This window comes from Agromyces sp. GXS1127 (assembly GCF_050565425.1).
GTDB lineage: Bacteria > Actinomycetota > Actinomycetes > Actinomycetales > Microbacteriaceae > Agromyces.
In genome coordinates this window covers 294,177-318,051 of record NZ_JBOCIG010000002.1, presented here as the reverse complement: position 1 = coordinate 318,051, position 23,875 = coordinate 294,177, and the positions used below count along the sequence as shown (strand labels likewise).

The window sequence follows — 23,875 nt, the reverse complement described above, 5'->3', positions numbered from 1 at the left end:
CACGCTGTCAAGAGCTCAATCGAGGATTCGTCGATTCCCGCGCCGATTCATCGATTCCGCCACCATTCGGGCAGGTCGGCGATGGAATCGAGCACCGCGTCGGGCCGGATCGCGCCGACGAGATCGACCGGATCGAACTTCCCCGTCCGGACGAGCACGCCCGTCAGGCCCGCGCTCTGCGCGCCCTCTACGTCGGTCCGGAGGTCGTCGCCCACCATCACCGCCTCATCGGGCGCCTCCGCGAGCGAGTCGACGGCGGTGCGGTAGAACGTGGCAGCCGGCTTGCCGAGCACCGCGGCCTCGCGGTCCGACGCGAACTCGAGCGCGCGAACGAACGGGCCGACGTCGAGCCGCAGCCCGTCCTCCGCGCGCCAGTAGCGGGTGAGTCCCAGCGCGACGAGGGGGATGCCGGGATCCCCCGCGAGCAGCCGGAAGGCCCGGTTCATCGTCGCGAAGTCCCACCCGCTCCCGAGGTCGCCGACCACGACGGCATCCGCCGCCGCTGCCAGGTCGGCCGCGCCCACGCCGAGCTCGGCGAACTCCGACGCGGTCGCCTCCGGCACGAAGAGCGCCGGACGGCGGCATCCCTCCGCCTCGAGCCAGGCCGCCGCCGCGACGACCGGCGTGAGCACCTCGCCGACGTCGACCTCGATGCCCATGCGCCCGAGCTTCGCGACGATGTCGCGCCGCGGGCGCGACGTGGTGTTCGTCACGAACCGGTGGGGGATGCCGCGGTCGACGAGCCATGCGACCGTCTCGGCCCCGCCCGGCACGGGCTCGTCGCCGACGTAGAACACGCCGTCGAGGTCGAGCAGCACGCCGTGGACGCTCACGCCGCGACCCTACCGTCGGGGAGGCGGTCCGTTCGGGCCATCCGGCCCGTCGGTGCGTGATCACGGCGGTGGTGTCGTGCGCGGTTCAGGTGTCGGCGGCGGGCGTCCAGGCCTCGTCGGGCTCGGGCGGTTCGGGCGACGGATGCCGCGGCGCGCGCGGCACGTATCGCGGGATCCATCGCCACAGCATGCCCGCACCGACGAGCCCGAGCACGCCCATCGCGGCGGCTGCGGCCATGAGGGAGAGCGCCGACGTGATCGCCGAGATCGCGAGCGGTGCGGCTGCGCCGCCGGCGTCGGCGATGGTGCGGAACGCGCCGAGGAAGGGCGCCGGGTTCGACGCGGGCGCGAGGTCGGCGCCGAGCGTCAGGATCACACCCGATGACAGCCCGTTCGCGACGCCGAGCAGCATCGCGACGCCCGTGAACCAGGCGACCGCGTCGGGCATGTCGTGCGTCACCGACAGCAGGAGGTGCCCTGCGGCGAGCCCGACGAGTCCCGGGATGGCGCTCCACAGCCGGCCGTGCCGGTCCATGACGTGGCCGCTCACGTAGAACAGCGCGAAGTCGATCGTCGCCGCGAGGCCGATGATGAGGGCCGCAGCATCGGGCGCCACACCGAGCGAGACCGCCCAGAGCGGCAGGATGACGGTCCGGCTCGCGCGGAGCGCGGCGAGCAGGCCCACGCCGGTGCCGATCCGTGCCAGCACCCCGCGATACGTGACGATCGCGTGACGGATGCCGCCCGCGGCATCCGCTCGGCCCTGCGCATCGGTCGCGGCGCCGTCATCGTTCGAGACGGATGCCGCGCGCACCCGGATCGCGGCGCCGAAGACCCGCTCGGGATCGGGGAGGACCAGCAGCACCGCGACGACCGCCGCACACGCCGCCACGAGGACCCAGAACACCGCCGTCGCAGAACCCGTCCACGCGATGATCGCCGCCGCCGTGAAGGGGCCGATCGCCCAACCGCCGCGGAACACGCCCGCGAGGGTCGAGAGCGCGCGGGCGCGCACCCGTGCCGGAACGTAGCTCGTGAGGAACGCGTGGCGGGCGAGACCGAACACGGCCGTCGCGAGGCCGAGCAGGAACACGCCGACCGCGAGCGCCCACTCGGTCGGCACCAGCAGGGCGAGGAGCGTGCCCGCCGCCGCGAGTGCGGACGCGCCGATCATCGCCGCGCGCTCGCCGACGCGGGCGACGAGCCATCCGGCCGGCAGGTCGCCGACGAGCTCGCCGACCATGAGCATGGCCGCGATGAGGCCGGCCAGGGCGAGCGAAGCGCCGCGGTCGACCGCGACGACCGGGATCACGGGGATCAGTGCGCCCTCGCCGAGCGAGAACAGCAGCGTCGGCAGGTACGCGGGGAGGACGATCGACCGCCAGGAGAAGGAGTGGGCGGTGTCGGCGGTCATCGCTCCCGATCGTACGCCCGGCCCCCATGCCGCGCCGATGCCGGCGCCGCCGCGCAGGCCGCTCACGGCCGCGGCCACTAGGCTGGACGGGCCATGTTGGATCTTGACCTCACGCAGGAGATCGCCTCCCTGCGCAGCACCTTCAGCGACATCCGCGCCGTCGTCGACGTCGACGCCCTCCGGGCCGACATCGCGCGGCTCTCCGAGGAGGCAGGCGACCCGAGCCTCTGGGACGACCCGGCCAACGCGCAGAAGGTGACGAGCGCCCTCAGCCACCGCCAGTCCGAGCTCAAGCGCGTCAGCGACGTCGAGCGTCGCATCGACGACCTCGAGGTGCTCGTCGAGCTCGCGAACGAGATGGAGGACGAGGACTCCGCCGTCGAGGCGCGCACGGAGCTCGCCGCCCTCGAGGAGACCGTCAGCCAGCTCGAGGTGCAGACGCTGCTCGATGGCGAGTACGACGCTCGCGGCGCGGTCGTCACCATCCGCTCCGGCGCCGGCGGCGACGACGCCACCGACTTCGCCGAGATGCTCATGCGCATGTACCTGCGCTGGGCCGAGCGCCACAAGTACCCCGTCAAGGTCATGGACACCTCCTACGCGGAGGGCGCGGGCATCAAGTCGGCGACGTTCGAGATCGACGTGCCCTACGCCTACGGCACCCTGTCGGTCGAGGCGGGCACGCACCGACTCGCGCGCATCAGCCCGTTCGGTTCGGCCGACAAGCGCCAGACGAGCTTCGCCGCCGTCGAGGTCATCCCCGTGATGGAGGAGGCGCAGGAGGTCGACATCCCCGAGAACGACATCCGCGTCGACGTGTTCCGCTCGTCCGGTCCCGGCGGCCAGTCGGTCAACACGACCGACTCGGCGGTGCGGCTCACGCACATCCCCACCGGCATCGTCGTCTCGATGCAGAACGAGAAGTCGCAGATCCAGAACCGCGCCGCCGCGATGCGGGTCCTCCAGACCCGGCTCCTGCTGCTGAAGCGCGAGGAGGAGGCGGCGAAGAAGAAGGAGCTCGCGGGCACCATCACCGCCAGCTGGGGCGACCAGATGCGCTCCTACTTCCTCTACGGCCAGCAGCTCGTGAAGGACCTCCGCACCGGCTACGAGGTGGGGAACCCGGCGACCGTGTTCGACGGCGACCTCGACGGGCTCATCGCCGCCGGCATCCGCTGGCGCAAGCAGAAGCACGACGACTAGGCCACGCGCGGGACCTTCGGCACCAGCCGCGCCGACGCGCGCGTCCTAACCTCCGCGGTGAGGGACCGGGTGGTCCCGAGGGGGTGTGAGGATCATGCGCGTGCTGGTCGCGTACTCGAGCAAGTACGGTTCCACGCGGGGGATCGCCGACCGGATCGCCGATCGCCTGCGCGAGGCCGGACACGAGGTCGACATCGAGCACTGCGACGACGTCGAGTACCCGGAGGGATTCGACGCGTTCGTCATCGGCAGCGCCGCGTACGTGGGCAAGTGGCGGAAGGAGGCGAGGAAGTTCGTCCGCCGCAACCACGAGCTGCTCGCCTCGCGCCCGGTGTGGCTGTTCTCCAGCGGCCCGCTCGGCACGGAGCGCTTCGACGCGGAGGGCAACGACATGCTCGTCGAGGCGCGGCCCAAGGAGTTCGACGAGTTCGCGGAGCTCATCCGCCCTCGCGGCGACATGGTGTTCTACGGCGCGCTGCGCAAGGAGGAGCTGCGGGGACCGGACCGGATGGTGAGCTGGATGCCGGACAACGGGCTCCTCCCGGACGGGGACTTCCGCGACTGGGACGCCATCGACGAGTGGGCGCGGCAGGTCGCGGCCGAGCTCGCCGCGCAGCCGGCCTGACCCCGTCCGCACCGTCCGTCGCCGGGCCTGTTCCGGCGACGCGTTTTCCGGTGTCGCTGCCCCGATTCACCCGGGCAGCGCCTACGCTCGAACGCGATGATCCGCTTCGACTCCGTCACCAAGTCCTACCCCGGGCAGACCCGACCCGCCCTCGACGGGATCACGGTCGAGATCCTGCGCGGCGAGTTCGTCTTCCTCGTCGGCGCCTCGGGGTCGGGCAAGTCCAGCTTCCTGCGGCTGATCCTCAAGGAGGACCGGCCGACGTCCGGTCGCATCCACGTGCTGGGCCAGGACCTCCGCTCGATCTCGACCCGGAAGGTCCCGTACTTCCGCCGCAACCTCGGCGTCGTGTTCCAGGACTTCCGGCTGCTGCCGAACAAGAACGTGTTCGAGAACGTCGCCTTCGCGCTCCGGGTCATCGGCAAGTCGCGGGGGTTCGTCCAGTCGGCGGTGCCCGAGACGCTGAAGCTCGTCGGGCTCGACGGCAAGGGCATGCGGATGCCGCATGAGCTCTCCGGCGGCGAGCAGCAGCGGGTCGCGATCGCGCGCGCGATCGTCAACAAGCCGCAGGTCCTCCTCGCGGACGAGCCGACCGGCAACCTCGACCCCGTCACGAGCGCCGGCATCATGACGCTCCTCGAGCGCATCAACGCGAGCGGCACGACCGTCGTCATGGCCACGCACGAGGCCGGCATCGTCGACCAGATGCAGCGACGCGTGATCGAACTCAGCGCCGGCGAGATCGTGCGCGACGAGCGGAGCGCCGGATACGCCGTCGGCGACGACCTCGCGCCCACCACGTCGGTGGTCGGCGCGATCCCGGCCGACGGTTCGGTGCCCACCGACCGCGCGGCGGCGGCGCTCGCCGCCGTCGGTGCGGCCGGCGCCGAGACCGGCGCGGACGCCGTCGGCGTCGAGGCGGCACATGCGGCAGCGGCGTCGTCGGCCGCCGTCGCCGGGGGCGGGACGGGCACGGACGACACGGCCGACGCGACCCTCGCGTCGATCCGCGCCGAGGAGGCCGCGCACGCCGCCGAGGCAGCGCCCGTCGACGCGGCGCACGCCGAGGGGGGCGTGACGTCCGAGGGTGCCGGGTCGTCCGTGACGACGGATGCCGCGGCATCCGTCGCCGAGACCGCACCGTCGAAGCCGAAGCGCGCACCGTCGCGCACCAAGCGCCCGTCGAAGGCCGCGGCCGGTGCGAAGGCGGTCGCGGAGGCGGCGGCCGCGCCATCCGACGACACGCCGATGGACACCGGGACCGTGGGCGTGGCCGCACCGAAGGTCACGCGCAAGGTCATGCAGGACGCACCGCCGCTCTACGTCGAACCCGAGGAGCGCGACGAGGTCACCGACGAGGCCGCCGAGATCACGGCCGCCGCGACGATGCCGATCGAGCCGCTGACCAGGGGCGCCGACGGCGCCGCGCCGGCCGACGACGGCGACGACGACGAACGCGAGGGCCCACCCGGACGGCCTGCCGCACCTGCGAGCGCGAAGTCGGCCCACCTCACGCTCGCCGAGCGTCTCGGCCTCCGCAGCCCCGCCGGCCCGCGTGCGGGCGACGACGACCAGGAAGTGGGGCCGGTCAAGTGAGGTTCGGTCTGGTGCTCTCGGAGGCGGCGAACGGCCTCCGCCGCAACGCCACCATGGTCATCTCGGTCGTGCTCGTCACGTTCGTCTCGCTCACGTTCGTCGGCACGGCGGCGCTGCTGCAGCTCCAGATCGCGCAGATGCGCGGGTACTGGTACGACCGCGCCCAGGTCGCGGTGTACCTCTGCACCGCCGTCTCGACGACGGAGGGCTGCATCGACGGCGAGGCGACGCCCGAGCAGAAGGAGGCCGTGGAGGCGCAGCTGCGCGGCGACACGCTCGCGCCCTTCATCGACGAGTACTACTTCGAGGACCGCGAGCAGGCGTACGCGAACTTCCAGGAGCAGTTCGCCGGCACGCCCGCGGCCGACTACGTCACGCCCGACGTGCTCAACGAGACGTTCTGGGTGAACCTCACCGACCCGTCGCAGTCGGCGGTGCTCGTGGAGAGCCTCGCGGGGATGTCCGGCGTCGAGCAGGTCGTCGACCAACGCCGCTACCTCGACCAGATCTTCGACGTGCTGAACGCCGCGAGCTACACGGCCATCGCCGTCGCGGCGATCATGCTCGTGGCCGCCGCGCTGCTCATCGCCACGACGATCCGGCTCTCCGCGTTCTCGCGGCGCAAGGAGCTCGGCATCATGCGGCTCGTCGGCGCCTCGAACCGCTTCATCCAGACGCCGTTCGTGCTCGAGGGCGTCTTCGCCGGACTGCTCGGTTCGCTCCTCGCGGGCGGCGCGGTGGTCGCGATCGTGACCTTCTTCGTGCAGGGCTACCTCGCCGACTCGCTGTCGTTCACGTTCGTCGGTCTCGACGACGCGCTGCTCGTCGTGCCGTTGCTGGTGGCGGTCGGGGTGCTGCTCGCCGCGGTGTCGGCGGCGATCGCGATCCGGCGCTACCTGCGCGTCTGAGCAGGCGGCCGCGGCGCCCGGACCGGGCGGCCCGTCGGGTGCGAGTACGGGCCGAGGCCCACCCTGCGGGCGACGGATGCCGCGACCGCCGGTAGACTGAAGGGCTTGCCGGCGCTCGCCGGCGGCATCCGTCATCGAAGCGAGGAGTGGACCGTGCCCAGGGAACGCGGTGAGAAGGTCGTGGCGACCAACCGCAAGGCGCGCCACGACTACCTGATCGAGGACACCTACGAGGCCGGCATCGTGCTCTCGGGGACCGAGGTGAAGTCGCTCCGGCAGGGGCGGGCGTCACTCGTCGACGGGTACGCATTCATCGACGGCGGCGAGATCTGGCTCGACGCGGTGCACATCCCCGAGTACACCGAGGGCACCTGGAACAACCACGCCCCGCGACGCAAGCGCAAGCTCCTGATGCACAAGCAGGAGATCGTGAAGATCAGCCACAAGACGAAGGAGGGCGGCTACACGCTCATCCCGCTGTCGCTGTACTTCAAGGACGGGCGTGCGAAGGTCGAGATCGCGGTCGCCAAGGGCAAGCGCGAGTACGACAAGCGGCAGGCGCTGCGCGAGCGGCAGGACAGGCGCGAGGCCGAGCGCGCCATGGCCAGTCATCGGCACCTCGGGGAGTAGCCGACCGGCATCAGGCGGCCGGCGCGACGACTCAGCCGGCGATCTCGCGCAGCGCGGCCAGGTGGGCCGTGAACGCGGCACGGCCCTGCGGCGTCATCGACAGCCACGTGCGCGGGTACTTGCCGACGAACCCCTTGCGCACCGACACGTACCCCGCCGCCTCGAGCGCCGACGCCTGCTTGCTCAGCGCCGAGTCGGTGAGCTCCACCGAGTCGCGGACGAACGCGAACTCGGCCTCGTCGGCCGCGGCGAGCAGCGCGGCGATCGAGAACGGCACGGGGCGCTGCAGGATCGGGTCGAGACGGTGGCGGGGGTGCCCGGCGTCATCGGCGTCAGCCACGGACCACGACCAGTTCGCGCAACGACCCCCAGAGCGGGGGCGTCGCGGTCGCGATCGCCGCGACGGCGAAGTAGGCGGGGACGGCGGGAAAGAGGAGCAGGCCCAGCGTGAGCGAGACGCCGAAGACGGCGCCCCAGCCGCCCACGGCGAGCCCGAAGCGGCGCGAGAAGCCGAGGCTCGCGGCCCGCATGCGCCGCAGGTGCACGACCGAGAGCACACCGAGGACGGCACCGAACGCGATGGACAGCGCAAGGATCGGCCCCTCGTCGCTGCGGTCGTACCAGCCGAGGGCGAAGAGGTACATGGCTGAGGCGGCGGCCAGCCCGGTCAGCCACGCGGACGCCGATGCGGAGCCCTCGACGGCGACCCGGCGCACCGCCGACTCGGCCTCGCGCACGAAGGCGGCGGCGTCGGCCCGGTCGGGGAGGTCGGCACCCGTGGGTTCGTTCGTGGACATGTCAGGATCGTAGCAACTACTTGCAAGTAAAGAAAGTAGTTTCGCGACCGTCCCGACCGTGCCGGATCGCCGGCTCTCGGCCACCCGGCGGCACGGCGGGCTAGACTCCGCCGCGTGGAGATCTCGACGCGCATCCCGGTGCCGGGCACGTACAACTTCCGCGACGTCGGCGGGCTGCCCGCTCGCGGCGGGAGCGTCCGCCACGGGCGCCTCTTCCGCTCCGACGGGCTGCACCGGCTGGGCGACGACGGTCGCGACGCCCTTCGCCGCCTCGAGGTCGGCATCGTCGTCGACCTCCGCGACGACAACGAGGCTCGAGCCATGCCCGACGACCTCGACGGCCTCGACGTCGAGGTGCGCCGGCTCCCGGTCTTCGAAGGTTCGGGCGCATCGCAGGGCGGACGCGGCATCTCGCTCGAGGCGCTCTACCACCGCATCGTCACGAAGCACTCCGCGGTGGTCGTCGAGGCGCTCCGCGAGATCTCGAGCGCAGGGGAGCGGGCCGTGGTCGTCCACTGCACCGCGGGCAAGGATCGCACGGGCATCGTGGTGGCGCTGGCGCTCCTGGCCGCGGGCGTCGACCGCGAGGCCGTGATCGTGGACTACGCCCTCACCGAGGGCCACCTCGCAGGCGAGTGGCTGGAGGAGATGGTCGCGCTCATCGGCACCTACGGCGTGCCGGACACCCCCGAGCTGCGGACCCTCATGGGCGGGAGCCCGCGCGAGGCGCTCGAGTCCGCGCTCGACGAGGTCGAGCGCAGCCACGGCTCCGTGCGGGAGTACCTCGTCGCTTCGGGGTTCGGCCACGATGAGCTCGAGGCGCTCGAGGCGTGGCTCGTCGCGCGAGACTGAGCGTCGCCCCGCCGCAGGGGCAGGGTCAGCCGGCCGTGAAGCGGGCGTCGACGGATGCTTCGACCACGAGCTTCGCCGGCGCGAACTCCGGTGCCGCCCCGGCATCGGCCTCCATCGCCATCGCGCGCATCGCGACGGCCTTGTGCGCGCGCGGGATGGGCTGCGCCTGCAGCATGCCGTGATCCGCGAGCTCGACGGGCGTCGGGGTGCCGAGTCCGAGCGACTCGGCGTACACGCCGGCCTTGCGCACCGCATCGGCGACGGCCGCCCGCTGGGCCGACTCCTGCACGCGCGAGCGCGTGGCGTCCGTCAGCCGCCAGTCGACACCCTGGACGGTCACGTCGGTGGTCCCGGAGATCGGACCGACCCATGAGCCGAGCGCCTCGAAGTCGCGGAAGACCACCTCGATGTCGGCGGCGGCCTCGTGCACGAGCGGCAGCTGCCGACCCTGTGCGTTCCACGGTCGATGCGACCAGACGCGCAGCTGCCCAGCGGACCACGACTCGAGGGCGCCCGCGGAGTCGAGTTCCCGGATCGCGGCGAGCAGGCGCTCGTGCGTCGAGCCGATCGATGCGAGCACGCGGTCGCGGTCGGCGCCGCTCGACGCGACGGCGAGCGACACGGCCCCGAGCTCGGGATCGACGCGCTCCTCGGCGCGACCGGTGACGGCGATCGTGGTCGGCATTCGTTGACCCCCCGGGGGTTCGGCCGCGGCCCGGCGCGGCGTCGGTCGGCCGCACCGGGGCGCGGCCGACCTCAGCATACGTCGGCCGGCGCCGACGGCGGGGCGCGCGGCCGCTCACGCGACGGCGCGCGCCGGAAGCACCCCCGCTCCGTCGAACAGTCGCTCGAACACCGCGCCGCGGTCGAACTGCAGCGCATACGCCCGTGCACGCTCGGTGCGCTGCGCGCGTTCCTCCGGCGGGAAGGAGAGCGCCCGATCGATGGCTTCCGCGATGGCGCCGGGGTCGTCGACCGGCACGATGATCGCGTGCTCGCCGACCGCCTCGCCGATGCCGCCCGTGTCGGTCGTGATCACCGTGCCGCCGCCCGCGAGCATCTGCTCGGCGAGCGCGATGCCGAAGGTCTCCACGAACTCCGGCCTGGGCTTGCTCGGCAGCACGTAGGTCGCGCAGCCGGCCATGAGGTACGGCTTCTCCGCGTCGTCGACGTCGTCGAGGAAGACGATCCGGTCCGCGACGGGAGACGCGGCCGCGCGCGCCCTGAACTTCTCGGCCGCCGGACCGCGACCGACGATCACGAGCTTCAGCCGGTCGTGCGCCGACGTCCGTTCGAAGCCCCCGATGAGGTCGTCGACCCCCTTCGCCTCCGTCAGCCGGGAGAGGAAGAGCACGTAGCCGTCCGGGTCGAGCCCCCGGGCCGCGAGCACGCCGCGCACGATCGCCGGGTCGAGGTCGAGGTACTGCGACGTGTCGATCGCCGGGTACGAGATCCGGATGCGGTCGCGGCACTGCTCGGCGAACCGGGTGCCGTGGAACGCGTCGATCTCGGATGCCGCCGCCACGATGAGCTCGCGCGTGTACTCCGAGACCGCGACGCAGTGATCCTGCGCCAGGTAGCTGGAGAGGATGTGCGCGGCCGCCCCGAAGCGGCCCTCCTCGACGCACGAGCGCACGACGTTCGTGACATCCGATCCGACCGCCTCGGCGATCGTGGTCACGTTCACCGGCAGCCCGGTGCTCCATGCCGCGCGCACCGCATCGGTGACGGCGACGGTGTGCGGGCTGAGGTAGAGCGAGAGGCACACGGTCGGCACGCCGTCGGTGAAGAGCTCCACGAGACGACCGGTGATGCCCGCGAGGTACCGGCCGTCGGGCACCTTGTAGTCGCCCACCGGCTCGGGGCGTTCGACGATGATGCCGGGACTGTAGGGCAGCATCCGATCCAGGGGTTTCAGCGGCAGACCCGCCGCCTCGAGCCGATCGATCGGCCAGGTCACGATCCGCACCTCGTCGAAGCCGCGTTCGAGTGCGGCCTCGGCGAGGTTGCGGCCCTCGACCGAATGACCGCAGATCACCGGATCGGCGCGGTTGACGATGACGAGGCGGTTCCGGGGCGGAGCGTTCATGGCTCCTCCTCTCCTGGTTGGGCGCGAGCTGCGCGTCCTCATGGGGCAGGTCTGGTGGCGGGATGCCGCGGGCTCAGCGTTCCGGGTACGACGGCGGCCGCGACATCCGCCCCCACTCGCTCGGTTCGGGACCGAGGCGCAGCAGGAGGCTGCCGCCGCGATGCAGTTCGTCGCCGCGGAGCCAGGTGCGTTCGAGCGGGTCGCCGTTGAGCTCCGCCGACTGCACGTACTGCACGGGGCCGTCGCGGTGCGGTTCGACGAACCCGGTGGTCTCGATGCGGAACGCGTCGCCGCCGACGCGCAGCTCGGACTCGGCGAACGACGGCGCGTTGACGAGGAGCAGGTTCTGCCCGGCGACCGGGAAGAGACCGAGGCTCGCCCACACGTACCACGAGCTGATGCCGCCCGAGTCGTCGTTGCCGGGCAGCCCGCCGCGACCCGTGCCGAACTGCTGGTGCACGGCCGCGTGGACGATCTCGGCCGTCCGGTCGGGGCGGCCCGCATAGTGGTACGCCCAGGGCGCCTCCATGTCGGGCTCGTTGTTCAGCCCCTCGAAGCGGCCGAGTGCGTAGCCGGCGGCGAGCTCCTCGAGACCCGGTGCGACACCGGGCTGCCGCACCGGCTGCGCGCCGTAGCCGAAGAACGCGTCGAGCGCTGCGATGAAGCCGTCGTCGCCTCCCGAGAGCTCGATCCGTCGGCGCATGTCGTGCAGCAGGCGGAAGGAGTAGTTGTGGCGGCTGCCCTCGTAGAACGTCGAGTCGTGCAGCAGGCCCGTCTGCGCGTCGAACGCGTTGACCCAGCGCGCCGCGAGCGCCGTGAACTCCTCGGTGAGCGCGCGGTCGCCCACCCGGGCCGCGACCTTCGCGGTGCACCAGTACCCGTAGGCGAGGTCGAGCGTGTGGCTGATCGGGTGAGCATGACCGCGGAGCAGGAAGTCCTCGCCGTACGTGCGACGGAGATCGGCGTGCATGTGCACCAGCGCCCACTCCCAGTCGACGCCGGGCAGTCCCAGCTGGCAGAGGTCGGCGAGGAAGGTCTGCGCGAGCGCGCTGCCCTGCCGCGAGAAGCGGTCGCTGCCACGCGCCATCCGGTACCCGATGGGGAAGTTGCCCTCCTCCTCGCAGATCGTGAGCAGCGCGTTGGCGAGCTCGACCGCCCGCTCGGGGAACAGCGTCGTGATGAGCGGCAGCTGCGTGCGGTAGATGTCCCACATGGTGCAGAGGTCGAACACGAACGGGCCCTCGGTCGGCCAGAACGGGCTCTCCTCGGGTGCGAGGCACGGCTTGATCAGCGAGTGGTAGAGCGCCGTCGAGAAGATCGTCTGGCGCTCCGTCGACGGCGTGTCGACCGTGATCGCCTTGAGGTGCTTGCGCCACGACTTCTTCGTGCGGTCGCGGCGGTGCGGGAACCGGGTCGGTCCGGTGCCCTGGTCGGCACGGAGGTTCGCGCGTGCCTGGTCGACGCCGCGCAGCGAGAACCCGATGCGGACCTCGATGCTCTGGCCGGGCTCGCTCGGGCCGGCCCACATGAGGCCGAACGGGCGCAGGGTCGTGGGACGGATGTGGTCGAACGCGAGCTTCGTGCCGCCCGGCATCAGGCGCCGGTCGTACCAGAGCATCTGCCGCCACGTGTGCGCGTCGCACTCGATGTAGACCGCGAGCGGGGCGCCCTCGACGACGATCTCGCCCTGTGCGACGCCCGGGGCGACCTGCTCGAGCCGCGCGCGCAGCGGGATCGTCTCGCCGTGCGGGATCGACAGCCCCCCGAGCGAGAAGTCGATCACGATGCGGGCGTTGGGGTTCCGCGGGAAGGTGTAGCGGTGCACGGCCGACTTCGGCCCGACGGTGAGCTCGGCGCGGATGCCGGAGTCGAGCGTCGCGGCGTAGTACCCGGGCTCCGCGGCCTCCTCCGCCAGCTCCCAGGTGCGGCCGAGCACGTCGAGCGGCTCGAGCATGGGCGTCACCCGGAAGTAGTTGTAGTACTTGCGGATCGCGCCCGTGCCCGACTGCTGGAAGTGCGTGAACCCGGATGCCACGGCGCCCTCGTGGATCGTCGGGGGCACGCCCTCGGTGGCGAGGTCGTAGCGCCCGTACCCGGTCGGATAGGCGCCCGAGTACGCGCACGCGGAGACCATCCCGAGCGGGTACGTCGCGCCCGGATGCGTGTTGCCGACCTGCGGCTTCGGCCACCACCAGGTCGCGGCCAGCCCCGTCTGCGGCGGCAGGTCGACGGCCTCGGTGCCGATGAACGGGTCGACCCGCGCGATCATGCGGCTCCCGCGGCGGATCCGGAACGTCCCATGCGGGGACGCTACGGGCTGGCGGAGCCCCGCGGGTTACAGGCACATGAACGATTCCGTCGCGCCATCCGGAATGCCCCGGCGGTTGGTCCTGTTGTATCCTGTAGGGCCGCGCACCCTTCGGGGCGGCGCGGTTGGCAACTCCACAGCGTGCGATGACGACCCGCCTTCCGACCATGGTCGGAGCGCGTCTCTTGGGGATGATCGGTTTCGACATCGCCTGCGAGACCGCGTGAAGCGGGCCGAGGATGCAGGGTTATCTCGTGAACGCTCCCTGCGAACCAATAACTGCCAATAAGTCGCAGAACGACTACGCCCTCGCTGCCTAAGCGAGTCCGTTAGTCCGTCAGCCCGGGTTCGTTCCCGCCCCGGTCGCTGGCGTCATCTCGGGAACTCGCTGTACGACGTCGCCTGAGCGTCGTACGGGACTTTCTTCAGGCTGGGCCCGTCGACCTGGCTGCCTGTGGCAAGGGTCGGGGCCGAGCAGAACGCTTCACAGGATGCGCCCGGAGAAACCGTGGAATCCCAGCGATGGACGGGGGTTCAATTCCCCCCATCTCCACCACCGGTCGTCATCGCACGCTGTGCCCGCCTGACGACGGCCGCCCTCGGGCGGCCGTCGTCATGTCGCGTCAGCGGTCGCGTGCGGCGTTGACGTGCCCGAGTGCGGTGATGCGGCGGAACCACGAGCCGCGCTCCGGCTGGGTGGACTCGATCGCCGCGGCGGCGGAGGCGGCGCTCACGGCGCCCTCCGCCTCCCCGTCGTCCGTGACGAGCGCGGCGGCCGCGGCCTCGCGCTCGGCCTTCCAGATCAGGTAGGCGGCGTACGGATCGTCCTCAGGATCCAGCGGTTGCTGGTCGACGAACTCGTGTCGTCGGCGTGCGATCAGCCGCATCTCTTCCCCCTCGAGGCCCCCCGGCCCTCACCGACAAGGGTACGCGACGCCGGCGACACTCCGGCACGATCGCGCGGATCGTGGCCGAAACGCGATGGCGGAGCCGCGGCGAAGCGTGGCACGCTCCGTCGTCCGGCGTCCGGCGTCCGGCGTCCGGCGTCCGTCGTCCGGCGTCCGGCGTCCGTCGTCCGGCGTCCGTCGTCCGGCGTTCGGCGTCGGCAGCCCACGGCGGTCAGCTCAGGTGGGGGAGCACCTCGGCGGCGATGAGCTCGACGTGGTCGAGGTCGCGCTGGTCGACGACCTGGAGGTAGACGCGATCGGCGCCGAGGTCGGCGAGCCGGCGGATCTTGTCGACCGCGGCCACCGGGGTCCCGGCGACGTTGACCTCGGCGAACGTGGCGGGGTCGGCGTGGATCGCGTCGAGCCGGCGGAGGTAGGTCGTGTCATCCGTCGCGACGACCGTGGGCAGCGCCACGCTCAGCTTCATCGTGCCGGGATCGCGGCCGATCGCCTCGCAGGCGGCGCGCACGCGCGCGAAGGACGCCGCGATCTCGTCCTCGTCGGAGAAGCCGCGGTTGAACTCGGTCGCGAAGCGGGCCGCGAGGACGGGCAGGCGGGAGCGGCCGCCGCCGCCCATGATGAGCGGTACGGGCGACTGCGCCGGTTTGGGCAGCGCCGGGGCGTCCGCGAGGTCGTAGTGCACGCCCGGGAACGTGAAGGTCTCGCCGACGGGGGTCTGCCAGAGGCCGGTGACGACCTGCAGCTGCTCCTCGAGGAGGTCGAACCGCCGCTGCGGGAACGGGATGCCATAGGCGGCATGCTCGGCGCCGAACCAGCCCGCGCCGAGTCCGAGCTCGACGCGGCCGCCCGACATGTCGTCGACCTGGGCGACCTGGATCGCGAGGAGCCCGGGGTGCCGGAACGTGACGGGCGAGACGAGGGTCCCGAGCCGGATCCGCTCCGTCTCCCGGGCGATGCCGGCCAGGGCCGTCCACGCGTCCGTCGGCCCGGGCAGCGGGTCGCCCGCGCCCATGTGCAGGATGTGGTCGCTGCGGAACCAGCCGTCGAAGCCGAGGCGCTCGGCCGCCTGCGCCTGCGCGAGCTGCTCGGCGTAGCTGGCACCCTGCTGCGGCTCGGTGAAGATGCAGACCTCGAGCTCGCGGGTCACTTCAGCGCCTCGAGGACCGCGTCGTGCAGCAGGCCGTTGGTCGCCAGCGCACTGCCGTTGCCCGGCCCGGCGTCGCCGGACACCGAGGTGAACCGGCCGCCGGCGCCCTCGACGATCGGGATGAGCGCGGCGAGGTCCCAGGGTTTCACGTCGAACTCGCCGACCACGTCGACCAGGCCCTCGGCGAGCAGGCAGTACGACCACAGGTCGCCGTACGCACGGTCGCGCCACACGCGCTCGGCGAGTGCGAGCAGCCGCTCGAGGTACCCGGCGTCGCGCCACTGCGCCATGCTCTGGAAGCTCAGCGACGCGTCGCCCAGGTCGGCCACGTTCGACACGCGGATGTCGCGGGGCGTGGCGCCCGGGGCATCCGTCGTCTGCGCGCCCGAGCCCGTCGCACCCCACCAGCGTCGTCCGAGCGCGGGCATCGACGCGACGCCGACGACCGCGACGCCGTCGACCGTGAGCGCGATGAGCGCGCCCCAGACGGGAACCCCGCGGAGGAAGTTGGACGTGCCGTCGATCGGGTCGATGATCCACTGCCGCGCGCCCGACCCCTGTGTGCCGTACTCCTCGCCGAGGATGCCGTCGTCCGGCCGCCGTTCGGCGAGCAGGTCGCGCACCGCGCGCTCGACCGCGAGGTCGGCCTCGGTGACGAAGCTGCGATCGGGCTTGGTGTCGATCCGCAGGTCCACCGCGCGGAACCGCGCCATGGCGGCGGCATCGGCGAGGTCGGCGAGTTCGAGGGCGAGGGCGAGGTCGTCGGCGTACGAGGCATCCGTCACCGGCCCAGCCTACGGGTGCGATTCTCTTCTCAGGAGATTTCCGGCGCGTCGCCGCGATGGGCGGCGTGTCTTCCTGAGAACGGGTCCGATCGGGCCAGGGGTTCCTGAGAACGGTAGCGGGGCGGGCGTCTGCCGTGGGCGAGGGCGAGCGGATGCCACGAGGCGGGCGTGGCCGGGCGCGATCGGTGCGACGCGCCCGGTGCCGTGCCGATTTCGCGTTCGGCCCGCGACCTGATAACTTTGTTCCTCGGTTCGGGGTTGAGAAAATCCCGCCGAAACGCACCTCTAGCTCAATCGGCAGAGCAACTGACTCTTAATCAGTGGGTTCAGGGTTCAAGTCCCTGGGGGTGCACCAGCAGGCCCCGGCGAGCGATCGCCGGGGCCTTCGTCGTTCCCGCCGACGAGCACGGCCTCACCAGCCCCGGGGCACGTTCGCACCGCCTCACCAGAACGAGAACGGATCGACGCCGATGAGGCGCAGCACCTCGTAGGTGGTGCCGACGAAGCAGTACGTGCCGAGCGCAGCGCCGAGCATGGTCTCGCGCAGCGAGCCGGTGTCGCCGAGCACGGGCAGCGAGACGTAGCCGTTGGGGAGCCAGATCCGGTTGAGCACCGGGATGGGGCGCAGGGACCGCGGCGGGCGGATGCGCCAGGGCCAGATCACGCCCGGAAGCCCGCCGGTCGTGAGCAGGTCGCCCGCGAGGTGGGCGACGAACCCGACGAGCACCGCGAGCGGGAACCACGCCACCTGCTCGGGGGCGAAGACGATGATGAACGCCCCGAGCAGGGCGCCGATCGCCCATGCCGCAGGCCACGAGCGGATGAGCCCCCGCGCCTTGAGGCCGAACGCCGTGAGCGCGGCGGTGCCGGCTCCCGCGCCGACGGCGAGGGTGCCGAGCGCGTCGAACGGGAACGTCACGAGCGTGAGCGCCCAGGCCGCGGCGAACGTCACGAGCACGCCGACGGGCGAGTGCGCGCCCTGACGGTGGCCGCCGGATGCCGCCTCGACGACGCCCGTCGCGAGCTTGCCGAGCACGGGCACCGAGCGCGCGATCGTCGCGCTGTGGTGGTCGGCGTCGGGGAGCAGGGCCGCGCCGGCGCACACCGCCGTGCCGGCGAGCACCCCGACGGGGTCGAGCGGATAGGCGCCGGCGGTGACGATCGGCATGGTTCCGGTGATCGCGAGCCAGGCGGCGGCGCCGCTCGTGGCATGGGTGATGCCCATCATCGGGTCTGCGGTGCTCCGTGGGTCGGCCGAATCGGCGGGGCGGGGGTGGCGAAGGGTCCACCGGGGACCAGTCTGCAGGGTGCGCCCGACATCGCCCGCCATCCCGCGCGCAACCCCGTGCCGCCCGCTCGTCCGGCGACCTAGACTGCGCGGCGAACCCGCCGGCCGGTCCGAGCGTCCGCGTCGGCTGAACGACGGGAGGATCCGAGGATGCAGATCGCGATGGTCGGACTGGGGCGGATGGGCGCGAACATCGTGCGCCGGCTCATGCGGGACGAGCACGACTGCGTGGTGTACGACGTCGATCCCGGCGCCGTCGACGCGCTCGCGCGCGAGGGGGCGACGGGCGCCGAGGACCTCGCCGACCTGGCGGCGAAGCTGGAGGCGCCGCGGACGGTCTGGCTCATGGTGCCGGCGGGCATCACCGGGGCGCTGGTGGACCAGGTGGCCGAGGTGCTCGAGCCGGGGGACGTGATCATCGACGGCGGCAATTCGAACTACCGAGACGATGTTCGGCGCTCGGCGGCGCTCGAGGGGACGGGCATCCACTACGTCGACGTCGGCACGAGCGGCGGCGTCTTCGGGTTGGAGCGCGGGTACTGCCTCATGGTCGGCGGCCCCGACGACGCGGTCGCCCGGATCGAGCCCGTCCTCCGCACCATCGCGCCCGGACCCGGTGACATCGAGCGCACGCCGGGCCGCGAGGGCGACCTGGCGCCGGAGGAGCACGGCTACCTGCACTGCGGACCGGCGGGGGCCGGCCACTTCGTGAAGATGGTGCACAACGGCATCGAGTACGGGATCATGGCCGCGCTCGCCGAGGGGCTGAACATCTTGAAGAACGCGGATGCCGGGCTCCGCCAGGCCGAGCACTCGGCCGAGGTCGCACCGCTCGAGTCGCCCGAGTTCTACCGGTTCACGATCGACACCCCGGCCGTCGCGGAGCTCTGGCGGCGCGGCTCGGTCATCTCGTCATGGCTGCTCGACCTCACTGCGGCGGCGCTCACCGAGAATCCGACGCTGGAGGGGCTCGCGGGCCGCGTGTCGGATTCGGGCGAGGGTCGCTGGACGGTCAAGGCCGCGGTCGACACCGGCGTGCCGGCCCCGGTGCTCGCGGCATCCCTCTTCGAGCGCTTCGCCTCCCGGGAGGACGACCGCTACGCCAACCAGCTGCTCTCGGCGATGCGGCTGCAGTTCGGCGGCCACCGCGAGCTGCCGGCGGGCGACGTGCTCGAGGCGGGGAGCGAGCACGCGGACGCGTAGGGCCGGATCAGTCGTCGAGCCCGCGGGCGGCCAGCGCCTCGCCGAGGTGGTCGGCCGTCCGCAGCGCCCGCACGATGACCGGCACCGCGAGCGCGGTGAGCGACCCCTCGGCGCCGCGCGCCCTGCGTGCCTCGAGCACCTCGCGCACGAGCTCGGCGAGCAGGGGAACGCAGCGGATGGCGAGGGCCAGCGCCAACCCGACGCGATCCGGGTCGATCCACCGTGCGAACGGGCGCAGCAGCACCTGCATCGCGTCGAGGGTCGCGGTGACCGGGGTGGTCAACGTGTAGGCGGCCGCGAGCGCGACGGCGAGCACGAGCCGCACGCCCATGGTCGCGGCGGCCTCCCAGCCGGCGAAGATCCACTGGACGGGCACCGCGAATGCCAGCACCCAGAGGATCGGCGACACCTGGCGCCACGCGACGCGCACCGGGATGCGCGCGAGGGCGAAGAGCGCGAGCGTCGCGGCGGAGACGATGCCGAGCGCGGGCAGTGAGCCGACGAGCGCGGTCGCCGTCACGGTGGCCGCGAGCAGTGCGAGCTTCGCGAGCGCCGGCATCCGGTGCACGACCGAGGTGCCGGGGTGGTACACGCCGATCATGGCCGCCTCACCCGATCAGGGTCCGGTAGGCGTCGAGCGCGTGCTCGGGGGCGTCGTCGGCGACGATCCGGCCGGCCTCCATCACGATCACGCGGTCGAACGACTCGAGCAGTTCGAGCTGGTGGCTGACGACGACCAGCTGCTCGTCGAGCGTGGCGAAGTGCTCGGCGATGCGGCGGGCGTTCCGTGCGTCGAGCAGCGTCGTCGGCTCGTCGGCCACGACGATCGCGGGCTCGCCGACGAGCACGGCTGCGAGGGCGAGCAGCTGCTTCTGCCCGCCCGAGAGGCGGTGCGCGGGCCGGTCGGCGAGCTCGACCAGCCCGAACCGGGCGAGCACCGCGTCGACCCGTGCGGCCGCCGTCGCGGCATCCAGCCGGTGCCGGCGGAGGGTGAACGCGACGTCCTCGCGGACCGTCGGCATCACGATCTGCGTGTCGGCGTTCGTGAACACGAACCCGACCAGTCGGCGCACCTCGCGGCCGTGCCGGGCGACGTCGAGGCCGTCGACCGTGACGGTGCCCGACGTGGGCGTCACGAGCCCGTTGATCATGCGCGCGAGCGTGGACTTGCCCGAGCCGTTCGCCCCGACGATGCCGACGCGCCGCTCGGTGAGCTCGAGGGTCACGTCGTCGACGACGGGCTCGACGTCGAAGCGGTGGCTGACGCCCTCGAAGCGGATGGCGCTCATGCGACGCGCTCCACGATCATCGCGACGCCCTGCCCGCCGCCGATCGAGCACGCCGCGAGGCCCGCGCGCGCGTCGTCGGCGGCCGCCATGCGGGCGGCGAGGCGCACGAGCAGGATGGCGCCGGACGCACCCCACGGGTGGCCGAGCGCGATCGCGCCGCCGTCGCCCGAGATCGTCTCCTCGTCGAGCCCGAGCTCGTCGCTCACGGCGAGCACCTGCGCGGCGAACGCCTCGGTGATCTCGACGAAGCCGAGGTCGGCAGCGGTCATGCCGGCGCGCTCGAGCACGCGGCGCCCGGCCCAGGCAGCGCCGAGACCCGGCAGTGCGGGGTCGCCCGCGGCGACGGCGGTCGCGCGGATGCGGAGCGCGGGCAGGCAGAGGTCGCGCGCGAGGTCGGCGGTGGTCACGGCCATCGCGGCGGCGCCGTCGGAGAACCCGCACGAGTTGCCGGCGGTGACGGTGCCCGCGGTGCCGCCCCGCGTGCCGGCGGCGGCGTTCGCGGCGGTGATGACGGTGCCGGATGTCGCATGCTCGCGTTCGTTCCCGAATCCGAGGACGCTTCCGAATCCGAGGACGTCCTCGGATTCGGGAACGAACGCCGGCGCGAAGCGCGCGAGCATGGCGGCATCCATCGACGCCCGCGGCCGGTCGTCGCGGGCGACGCCGTCGATCGCCACGACCTCGGCGTCGAACCACCCGGCGTCGCGGGCTGCGGCGGCGCGGGCGTGCGAACGCGCGGCCCAGGCATCCTGTCGCTCGCGGCCGATGCCGCGCACCTGCGCGAGGTGCTCCGCCGCCGGACCCATGTCGGGATCGGGGAGGCCCGCCGGCGCGAACGGCGCGCGCGTGTACCGCTCGCCGGAGTCGGGCCAGAGACGGTGCGGCGCGGTCGACGCCGACTCGGCGCCGCCGGCGAGCACGAGCCCGGCGTCGCCCGCGCGCACGCGCGACGCCGCCTGGATCACCGCGTCGAGCCCGGACCCGCACTGCCGATCGACCGTCACGCCCGGAACGTGCGCCCCGAGCCCCGCGCGCAGCGCGGCCACGCGCGCGAGGTCGCCGCCCGGACCCATGCAGTTGCCGAGCACGACGTCGTCGACCGCGACGCCCGCGGGCGCGACCTCGGCGGCGACGGCGGCCAGCACGGGGGCCGCGAGCGCATCGACGGCGTGCCCGGCGAAGCCTCGCCCGGAGGTGCCGATCGCGGTGCGCCGCGCGGCGACGATCACGGGTGCGTCGCGCATCATGCGCTCCTCCCGTCGATGAAGGGCGGCGGATGCCCCGTGCCGAGCCGCCCGGCGACGATCTCCTCGCGTAGCTGCCCGCGCGCCGGCTTGCCCGACGCGGTGCGCGGCAGGTCCGCGGCGAACCACCGGCGCGGCAGTTCGACCGGGGAGAGCGCGGCGCGCGCGGCATCCGCCACAGCCTCGAGCCGGACGCCGGGCTCGAGTTCGACGACGGCCGCGATGCGCTCGCCCAGCAGGTCGTGCGGCTCGCCGACGACGGCGGCGTCGCGGACGCCGGGCAGCGCGACGAGGTGCGCCTCGACGTCCTCGGCGAGCACGGTCGCGCCCGCCGTGATGATCGCGGCGTCGCCGCGTCCGAGCACCCGGATGCCTCCGCCGGGAGTGCGCTCCGCGAGATCGCCGGCCGTCGCGAACCCGTCGGCGTCGCGACGCATCCGCCCGCCCACGACGTCGAGCGCGAGGTACGGCGATCGCGCCCACAGCTCGAGCCCTGCGTCGATTGGTCGGAGGTCGATCTCGACGCCGGGGAACGGCGCGAGGGTGCCCCCGGCACCGCCGCCGCGTGCGTGGTCGGCGGCGAGCACGAACGAGAGTTCGGCGGCGCCGTAGTACTCGATGAGCCGGATGCCGCGCGCCGCCGCCTGCTCGCGGAGGCGAGCCGGGAGGGCCGCGCCCGCGACGATCGCCGTGCGGGGCGGCGCCGTCTCGGCGGAGAGGAGCCGTGCGAGGCGTGTCGGCGTGGCGTGCACGGCCGTGGCGGTGCTGAGGTCGTCGGTGACCGTCGCGCCGATCCAGAGCGCGTGCAGCGCCGCGTAGAGGTGCATCGACACGGCGAGCGGGCCGGTCACCGCGACGCGGTCGTCGGGTCCGAGCCCCGCGAGCTCGGCCAGCGGTTCGGCGGACGCGAGCCACGACTCGACGGTGCGCGCGACGATCCGCGGCCGGCCGTCGGTCGCGGTCGAGCCCGAGGTCGTGAGGGCGAGTCCGGTTCCCTCCGGGAGGTCGCCGGCGATGCGGTCGGCGTCGGCCTGCGTGCCGCCGACGAGCACCGGTCGGCCACGGTCGAGGCAGGCGAGCACCGTCGTGATGGCGGCGACGGGGTCGGCGTCGGCGGGACATCCGACCGGCCCCGGCCCTGCGGGCAGCTCGGCGCGGGCGACCGCACGCGCGAGCTCGTCGGAGCGGATGTGCCGTCCGCTGAACGAGAGCGCGATGCGGTCGCCGGATGCGCCGAGCCGGTCGATCACCTGGCGGCGGCCTCCGCGGCGGCCCGAGTCCACGGCCGCGGGCGCGGCTCGATGAGCCCCGGCCACGCGCGGTGCACGCCCTTGGCGACGAGCACGGTCACGACGACCTTGACGATGTCGCCGGGGAGGAAGATCGCGGACCCGGCGATCGCGACGCCGAGCGGGGTGCCGGTGATCGCGGCGAAGACCGGGACCCCGACGAGGTAGATCGCCACGATGCCGCCGAGCGCCGTCGCGCCGAGGGCAGGCAGGATGCGGTAGCGGGGGAGCAGGCGGGCAGTGAACCAGCCGATGACGAGCGCGCCGAGGACCCAGCCGATCAGGTAGCCGACCGACGGGCCGACGAAGACGCCGAGGCCGCCGCGTCCACCCGACAGCAGCGGCAGGCCCGCCGCGACGAGCACGAGCAGCAGGAGCACGCTCAGCGCACCCTTCCGCGCGCCGAGGATCGCGCCGGCGAGCATGACGCCGAGCGTCTGGAACGTGATCGGCACCGCGGTGCCGCCGAGGTAGAGGGCGCCCGGCAGGCCGAGCGCGGCGATGAGCGCGGCGAAGACGGCGATCTGCGCGAGGTCGCGGGCGGACGTGCGGACGCGGCGCCGTTCCGGCGCGGCGACGGGGCTGGGTGCGACGGTCATGCGGTTCCCATCGGTCGGCGTGAGGGGCGGGATGCCCGTGTCGTTCACGCTACGAACCGCGGGGGAGGCGCCGCGCGAGGTGGCCGTACAAGAATCCCGGACCGATTTTGGAGTGCCGAGGTCGCCGCCGGCCGCGGGACGGCTCGGCTGGCCGGGCGGCAACGGGCGCGGCCGGCTGGGGATGTCGTCAGGATCGGCGGGTGCCGAGCGGCGCCAACCCGCCGATGCTGACGACGACCGTCCGACGGCGTCGCGCCGGTCAGCGATCCGCCGGCGGGACCGTCTTCCGCATGACCGTCTTGTTCTTGCCGATGCGGCGCTCGAACACGAATCCCGCCTTCTCGAACATCGCTCGCGTGCCGTTGTGCAGGAACGATGACGACGTCCGCTTGCCGGGGGCGAGCTCGTTGGGGAACGACACCACCTCGCCGCCGCCGGCCTGTGCGATGAGACCGAGTGCGCCGTCCAGCGCCTCGCGCGCCACTCCCGAACGTCGGTGATCGCGGTCGACGAAGAAGCAGGTGATGCGCCACGGTGCGGGGTTCGTCTCGCCCGCGTCGTACTGCTTGCGGTGGTAGATGTTCGGCAGCTCGGCAGGAGACCCGTACTCGCACCACGCGATCGCATCGTCGCCGTCGAACACCAGGGCGGCGTGCGCGATACCCTCCGCCACGAGCCGCCGCTTGAATGTCGGCCGGTCGTGGTCGTCCTTCACGGTCTGCTCCGTGTCACCGTGGAAGTACGAGCAGTAGCACCCGCCCCAGACCCCGTTGTGCTTCTCCGCGAGCGCGAGCCACGCCGGGAAGGTCTCGAGGGTGAGCGGCCTGATCACGTGCGGCGTCGTCACGGCCGGACCTCCTCGAGCGAC

General features: G+C 72.9%; 24 protein-coding genes, 1 tRNA gene and 1 other RNA gene. 9 read left to right on the top strand and 17 right to left on the bottom strand.

Translation table 11 applies throughout. The features are described from left to right. Positions 1 to 47: 47 nt before the first annotated feature. Together ACQ393_RS04415 and ACQ393_RS04410 are read right to left on the bottom strand one after the other, a co-directional pair. The gene (locus ACQ393_RS04415; RefSeq protein ID WP_430645604.1) at positions 48 to 833 is read right to left on the bottom strand and encodes a TIGR01458 family HAD-type hydrolase; all 786 of its coding nucleotides are present in this window, start codon (positions 831 to 833) and stop codon (positions 48 to 50) included. Positions 834 to 918: 85 nt separating this feature from the next. Next, a complete protein-coding gene (locus ACQ393_RS04410; protein ID WP_430645603.1) occupies positions 919 to 2,247 on the bottom strand; it encodes an MFS transporter in 1,329 nt (442 codons plus the stop codon). A 93-nt stretch (positions 2,248 to 2,340) separates the two neighbouring features. Between ACQ393_RS04410 and prfB the strand changes: the two genes are divergently transcribed. The 5 genes from prfB (at position 2,341) to smpB (ending at position 7,209) form a co-directional block, all read left to right on the top strand. After that, on the top strand, positions 2,341 to 3,450 hold the full coding sequence (gene prfB, locus ACQ393_RS04405; protein WP_430645602.1) for a peptide chain release factor 2: 1,110 nt from the start codon (positions 2,341 to 2,343) through the stop codon (positions 3,448 to 3,450). A gap of 100 nt (positions 3,451 to 3,550) precedes the next feature. After that, positions 3,551 to 4,075: a flavodoxin domain-containing protein gene (locus ACQ393_RS04400; RefSeq protein WP_430645601.1), complete on the top strand. Its 525-nt coding sequence runs from the start codon at positions 3,551 to 3,553 to the stop codon at positions 4,073 to 4,075. Between the two features lie 96 nt (positions 4,076 to 4,171). Next, positions 4,172 to 5,671: a cell division ATP-binding protein FtsE gene (ftsE, locus tag ACQ393_RS04395; protein ID WP_430645600.1), complete on the top strand. Its 1,500-nt coding sequence runs from the start codon at positions 4,172 to 4,174 to the stop codon at positions 5,669 to 5,671. Then, positions 5,668 to 6,579 carry a permease-like cell division protein FtsX gene (ftsX, locus tag ACQ393_RS04390; RefSeq protein ID WP_430645599.1) on the top strand — a complete coding sequence of 304 codons (912 nt, stop codon included), beginning with the start codon at positions 5,668 to 5,670 and terminating at the stop codon, positions 6,577 to 6,579. The genes ftsE and ftsX overlap by 4 nt, the downstream gene beginning before the upstream one ends. A 153-nt stretch (positions 6,580 to 6,732) precedes the next feature. Further along, a complete protein-coding gene (gene smpB, locus ACQ393_RS04385) occupies positions 6,733 to 7,209 on the top strand; it encodes an SsrA-binding protein SmpB (RefSeq protein ID WP_430645807.1) in 477 nt (158 codons plus the stop codon). A 31-nt stretch (positions 7,210 to 7,240) separates the two neighbouring features. On the opposite strand, the gene ACQ393_RS04380 is transcribed toward smpB, so the two are convergent. Continuing rightward, entirely contained in the window at positions 7,241 to 7,549 is a 309-nt protein-coding gene (locus ACQ393_RS04380; RefSeq protein ID WP_430645598.1) for a winged helix-turn-helix domain-containing protein, read from the bottom strand. Then, positions 7,542 to 8,006 carry a hypothetical protein gene (locus tag ACQ393_RS04375; RefSeq protein WP_430645597.1) on the bottom strand — a complete coding sequence of 155 codons (465 nt, stop codon included), beginning with the start codon at positions 8,004 to 8,006 and terminating at the stop codon, positions 7,542 to 7,544. Before ACQ393_RS04375 ends, ACQ393_RS04380 begins: the two co-directional genes overlap by 8 nt. A gap of 114 nt (positions 8,007 to 8,120) precedes the next feature. Here ACQ393_RS04375 and ACQ393_RS04370 point away from each other — a divergent pair, with 114 nt between their 5' ends. Continuing rightward, a complete protein-coding gene (locus tag ACQ393_RS04370; RefSeq protein ID WP_430645596.1) occupies positions 8,121 to 8,858 on the top strand; it encodes a tyrosine-protein phosphatase in 738 nt (245 codons plus the stop codon). A 25-nt stretch (positions 8,859 to 8,883) separates the two neighbouring features. On the opposite strand, the gene ACQ393_RS04365 is transcribed toward ACQ393_RS04370, so the two are convergent. The 3 genes from ACQ393_RS04365 to ACQ393_RS04355 form a co-directional block, all read right to left on the bottom strand. Then, a complete protein-coding gene (locus tag ACQ393_RS04365) occupies positions 8,884 to 9,543 on the bottom strand; it encodes an SIMPL domain-containing protein (protein ID WP_430645595.1) in 660 nt (219 codons plus the stop codon). 114 nt (positions 9,544 to 9,657) lie between these two features. Then, positions 9,658 to 10,947 carry a glycosyltransferase gene (locus ACQ393_RS04360; protein ID WP_430645594.1) on the bottom strand — a complete coding sequence of 430 codons (1,290 nt, stop codon included), beginning with the start codon at positions 10,945 to 10,947 and terminating at the stop codon, positions 9,658 to 9,660. Positions 10,948 to 11,020: 73 nt separating this feature from the next. Then, the gene (locus tag ACQ393_RS04355; RefSeq protein ID WP_430645593.1) at positions 11,021 to 13,216 is read right to left on the bottom strand and encodes a glycoside hydrolase domain-containing protein; all 2,196 of its coding nucleotides are present in this window, start codon (positions 13,214 to 13,216) and stop codon (positions 11,021 to 11,023) included. A gap of 226 nt (positions 13,217 to 13,442) precedes the next feature. Between ACQ393_RS04355 and ssrA the strand changes: the two genes are divergently transcribed. Next, positions 13,443 to 13,811: a transfer-messenger RNA gene (gene ssrA, locus ACQ393_RS04350) on the top strand. A 67-nt stretch (positions 13,812 to 13,878) separates the two neighbouring features. On the opposite strand, the gene ACQ393_RS04345 is transcribed toward ssrA, so the two are convergent. The 3 genes from ACQ393_RS04345 to ACQ393_RS04335 form a co-directional block, all read right to left on the bottom strand. Next, positions 13,879 to 14,142, bottom strand: a complete 264-nt coding sequence (locus ACQ393_RS04345) for a hypothetical protein (protein WP_430645592.1) — start codon at positions 14,140 to 14,142, stop codon at positions 13,879 to 13,881. Positions 14,143 to 14,374: 232 nt separating this feature from the next. Then, on the bottom strand, positions 14,375 to 15,310 hold the full coding sequence (locus ACQ393_RS04340; RefSeq protein ID WP_430645591.1) for a TIGR03560 family F420-dependent LLM class oxidoreductase: 936 nt from the start codon (positions 15,308 to 15,310) through the stop codon (positions 14,375 to 14,377). Continuing rightward, positions 15,307 to 16,095, bottom strand: coding sequence for an inositol monophosphatase family protein (locus ACQ393_RS04335; protein WP_430645590.1), 789 nt, complete (start codon positions 16,093 to 16,095; stop codon positions 15,307 to 15,309). The genes ACQ393_RS04340 and ACQ393_RS04335 overlap by 4 nt, the downstream gene beginning before the upstream one ends. A 279-nt stretch (positions 16,096 to 16,374) precedes the next feature. Here ACQ393_RS04335 and ACQ393_RS04330 point away from each other — a divergent pair. Then, positions 16,375 to 16,450, top strand: a tRNA-Lys gene (locus ACQ393_RS04330). A gap of 87 nt (positions 16,451 to 16,537) precedes the next feature. Here ACQ393_RS04330 and ACQ393_RS04325 read toward each other — a convergent pair. Continuing rightward, on the bottom strand, positions 16,538 to 17,323 hold the full coding sequence (locus tag ACQ393_RS04325; RefSeq protein WP_430645589.1) for a metal-dependent hydrolase: 786 nt from the start codon (positions 17,321 to 17,323) through the stop codon (positions 16,538 to 16,540). 210 nt (positions 17,324 to 17,533) lie between these two features. Between ACQ393_RS04325 and gnd the strand changes: the two genes are divergently transcribed. Beyond that, a complete protein-coding gene (gene gnd, locus ACQ393_RS04320) occupies positions 17,534 to 18,586 on the top strand; it encodes a phosphogluconate dehydrogenase (NAD(+)-dependent, decarboxylating) (protein WP_430645588.1) in 1,053 nt (350 codons plus the stop codon). A 7-nt stretch (positions 18,587 to 18,593) separates the two neighbouring features. Here the strand turns inward: gnd and ACQ393_RS04315 are convergent, their stop codons facing one another. The 6 genes from ACQ393_RS04315 to ACQ393_RS04290 form a co-directional block, all read right to left on the bottom strand. After that, a complete protein-coding gene (locus ACQ393_RS04315) occupies positions 18,594 to 19,187 on the bottom strand; it encodes an energy-coupling factor transporter transmembrane component T family protein (protein ID WP_430645587.1) in 594 nt (197 codons plus the stop codon). Between the two features lie 7 nt (positions 19,188 to 19,194). Further along, positions 19,195 to 19,875: an energy-coupling factor ABC transporter ATP-binding protein gene (locus ACQ393_RS04310; RefSeq protein ID WP_430645586.1), complete on the bottom strand. Its 681-nt coding sequence runs from the start codon at positions 19,873 to 19,875 to the stop codon at positions 19,195 to 19,197. After that, complete coding sequence (locus ACQ393_RS04305; protein WP_430645585.1) at positions 19,872 to 21,119, bottom strand: thiolase family protein; 1,248 nt, start codon at positions 21,117 to 21,119, stop codon at positions 19,872 to 19,874. The genes ACQ393_RS04310 and ACQ393_RS04305 overlap by 4 nt, the downstream gene beginning before the upstream one ends. Then, on the bottom strand, positions 21,119 to 22,369 hold the full coding sequence (locus ACQ393_RS04300; RefSeq protein ID WP_430645584.1) for a class I adenylate-forming enzyme family protein: 1,251 nt from the start codon (positions 22,367 to 22,369) through the stop codon (positions 21,119 to 21,121). The genes ACQ393_RS04305 and ACQ393_RS04300 overlap by 1 nt, the downstream gene beginning before the upstream one ends. Further along, positions 22,366 to 23,007: a biotin transporter BioY gene (locus ACQ393_RS04295; RefSeq protein WP_430645583.1), complete on the bottom strand. Its 642-nt coding sequence runs from the start codon at positions 23,005 to 23,007 to the stop codon at positions 22,366 to 22,368. Before ACQ393_RS04295 ends, ACQ393_RS04300 begins: the two co-directional genes overlap by 4 nt. A 259-nt stretch (positions 23,008 to 23,266) precedes the next feature. After that, the gene (locus ACQ393_RS04290) at positions 23,267 to 23,854 is read right to left on the bottom strand and encodes a GNAT family N-acetyltransferase (RefSeq protein ID WP_430645582.1); all 588 of its coding nucleotides are present in this window, start codon (positions 23,852 to 23,854) and stop codon (positions 23,267 to 23,269) included. Positions 23,855 to 23,875 lie beyond the last annotated feature (21 nt).

Excerpts from the sequence above, each read along its gene's own strand:
- ACQ393_RS04410 (WP_430645603.1), bottom strand. The coding sequence starts at position 2,247 with ATGACCGCCGACACCGCCCACTCCTTCTCCTGGCGGTCGATCGTCCTC.
- prfB (WP_430645602.1), top strand. The coding sequence starts at position 2,341 with ATGTTGGATCTTGACCTCACGCAGGAGATCGCCTCCCTGCGCAGCACC.
- ftsE (WP_430645600.1), top strand. The coding sequence starts at position 4,172 with ATGATCCGCTTCGACTCCGTCACCAAGTCCTACCCCGGGCAGACCCGA.
- ACQ393_RS04375 (WP_430645597.1), bottom strand. The coding sequence starts at position 8,006 with ATGTCCACGAACGAACCCACGGGTGCCGACCTCCCCGACCGGGCCGAC.
- ACQ393_RS04365 (WP_430645595.1), bottom strand. The coding sequence starts at position 9,543 with ATGCCGACCACGATCGCCGTCACCGGTCGCGCCGAGGAGCGCGTCGAT.
- ACQ393_RS04360 (WP_430645594.1), bottom strand. The coding sequence starts at position 10,947 with ATGAACGCTCCGCCCCGGAACCGCCTCGTCATCGTCAACCGCGCCGAT.
- ACQ393_RS04355 (WP_430645593.1), bottom strand. The coding sequence starts at position 13,216 with ATGATCGCGCGGGTCGACCCGTTCATCGGCACCGAGGCCGTCGACCTG.
- ACQ393_RS04345 (WP_430645592.1), bottom strand. The coding sequence starts at position 14,142 with ATGCGGCTGATCGCACGCCGACGACACGAGTTCGTCGACCAGCAACCG.
- ACQ393_RS04325 (WP_430645589.1), bottom strand. The coding sequence starts at position 17,323 with ATGATGGGCATCACCCATGCCACGAGCGGCGCCGCCGCCTGGCTCGCG.
- gnd (WP_430645588.1), top strand. The coding sequence starts at position 17,534 with ATGCAGATCGCGATGGTCGGACTGGGGCGGATGGGCGCGAACATCGTG.
- ACQ393_RS04315 (WP_430645587.1), bottom strand. The coding sequence starts at position 19,187 with ATGATCGGCGTGTACCACCCCGGCACCTCGGTCGTGCACCGGATGCCG.
- ACQ393_RS04310 (WP_430645586.1), bottom strand. The coding sequence starts at position 19,875 with ATGAGCGCCATCCGCTTCGAGGGCGTCAGCCACCGCTTCGACGTCGAG.
- ACQ393_RS04305 (WP_430645585.1), bottom strand. The coding sequence starts at position 21,119 with ATGCGCGACGCACCCGTGATCGTCGCCGCGCGGCGCACCGCGATCGGC.
- ACQ393_RS04295 (WP_430645583.1), bottom strand. The coding sequence starts at position 23,007 with ATGACCGTCGCACCCAGCCCCGTCGCCGCGCCGGAACGGCGCCGCGTC.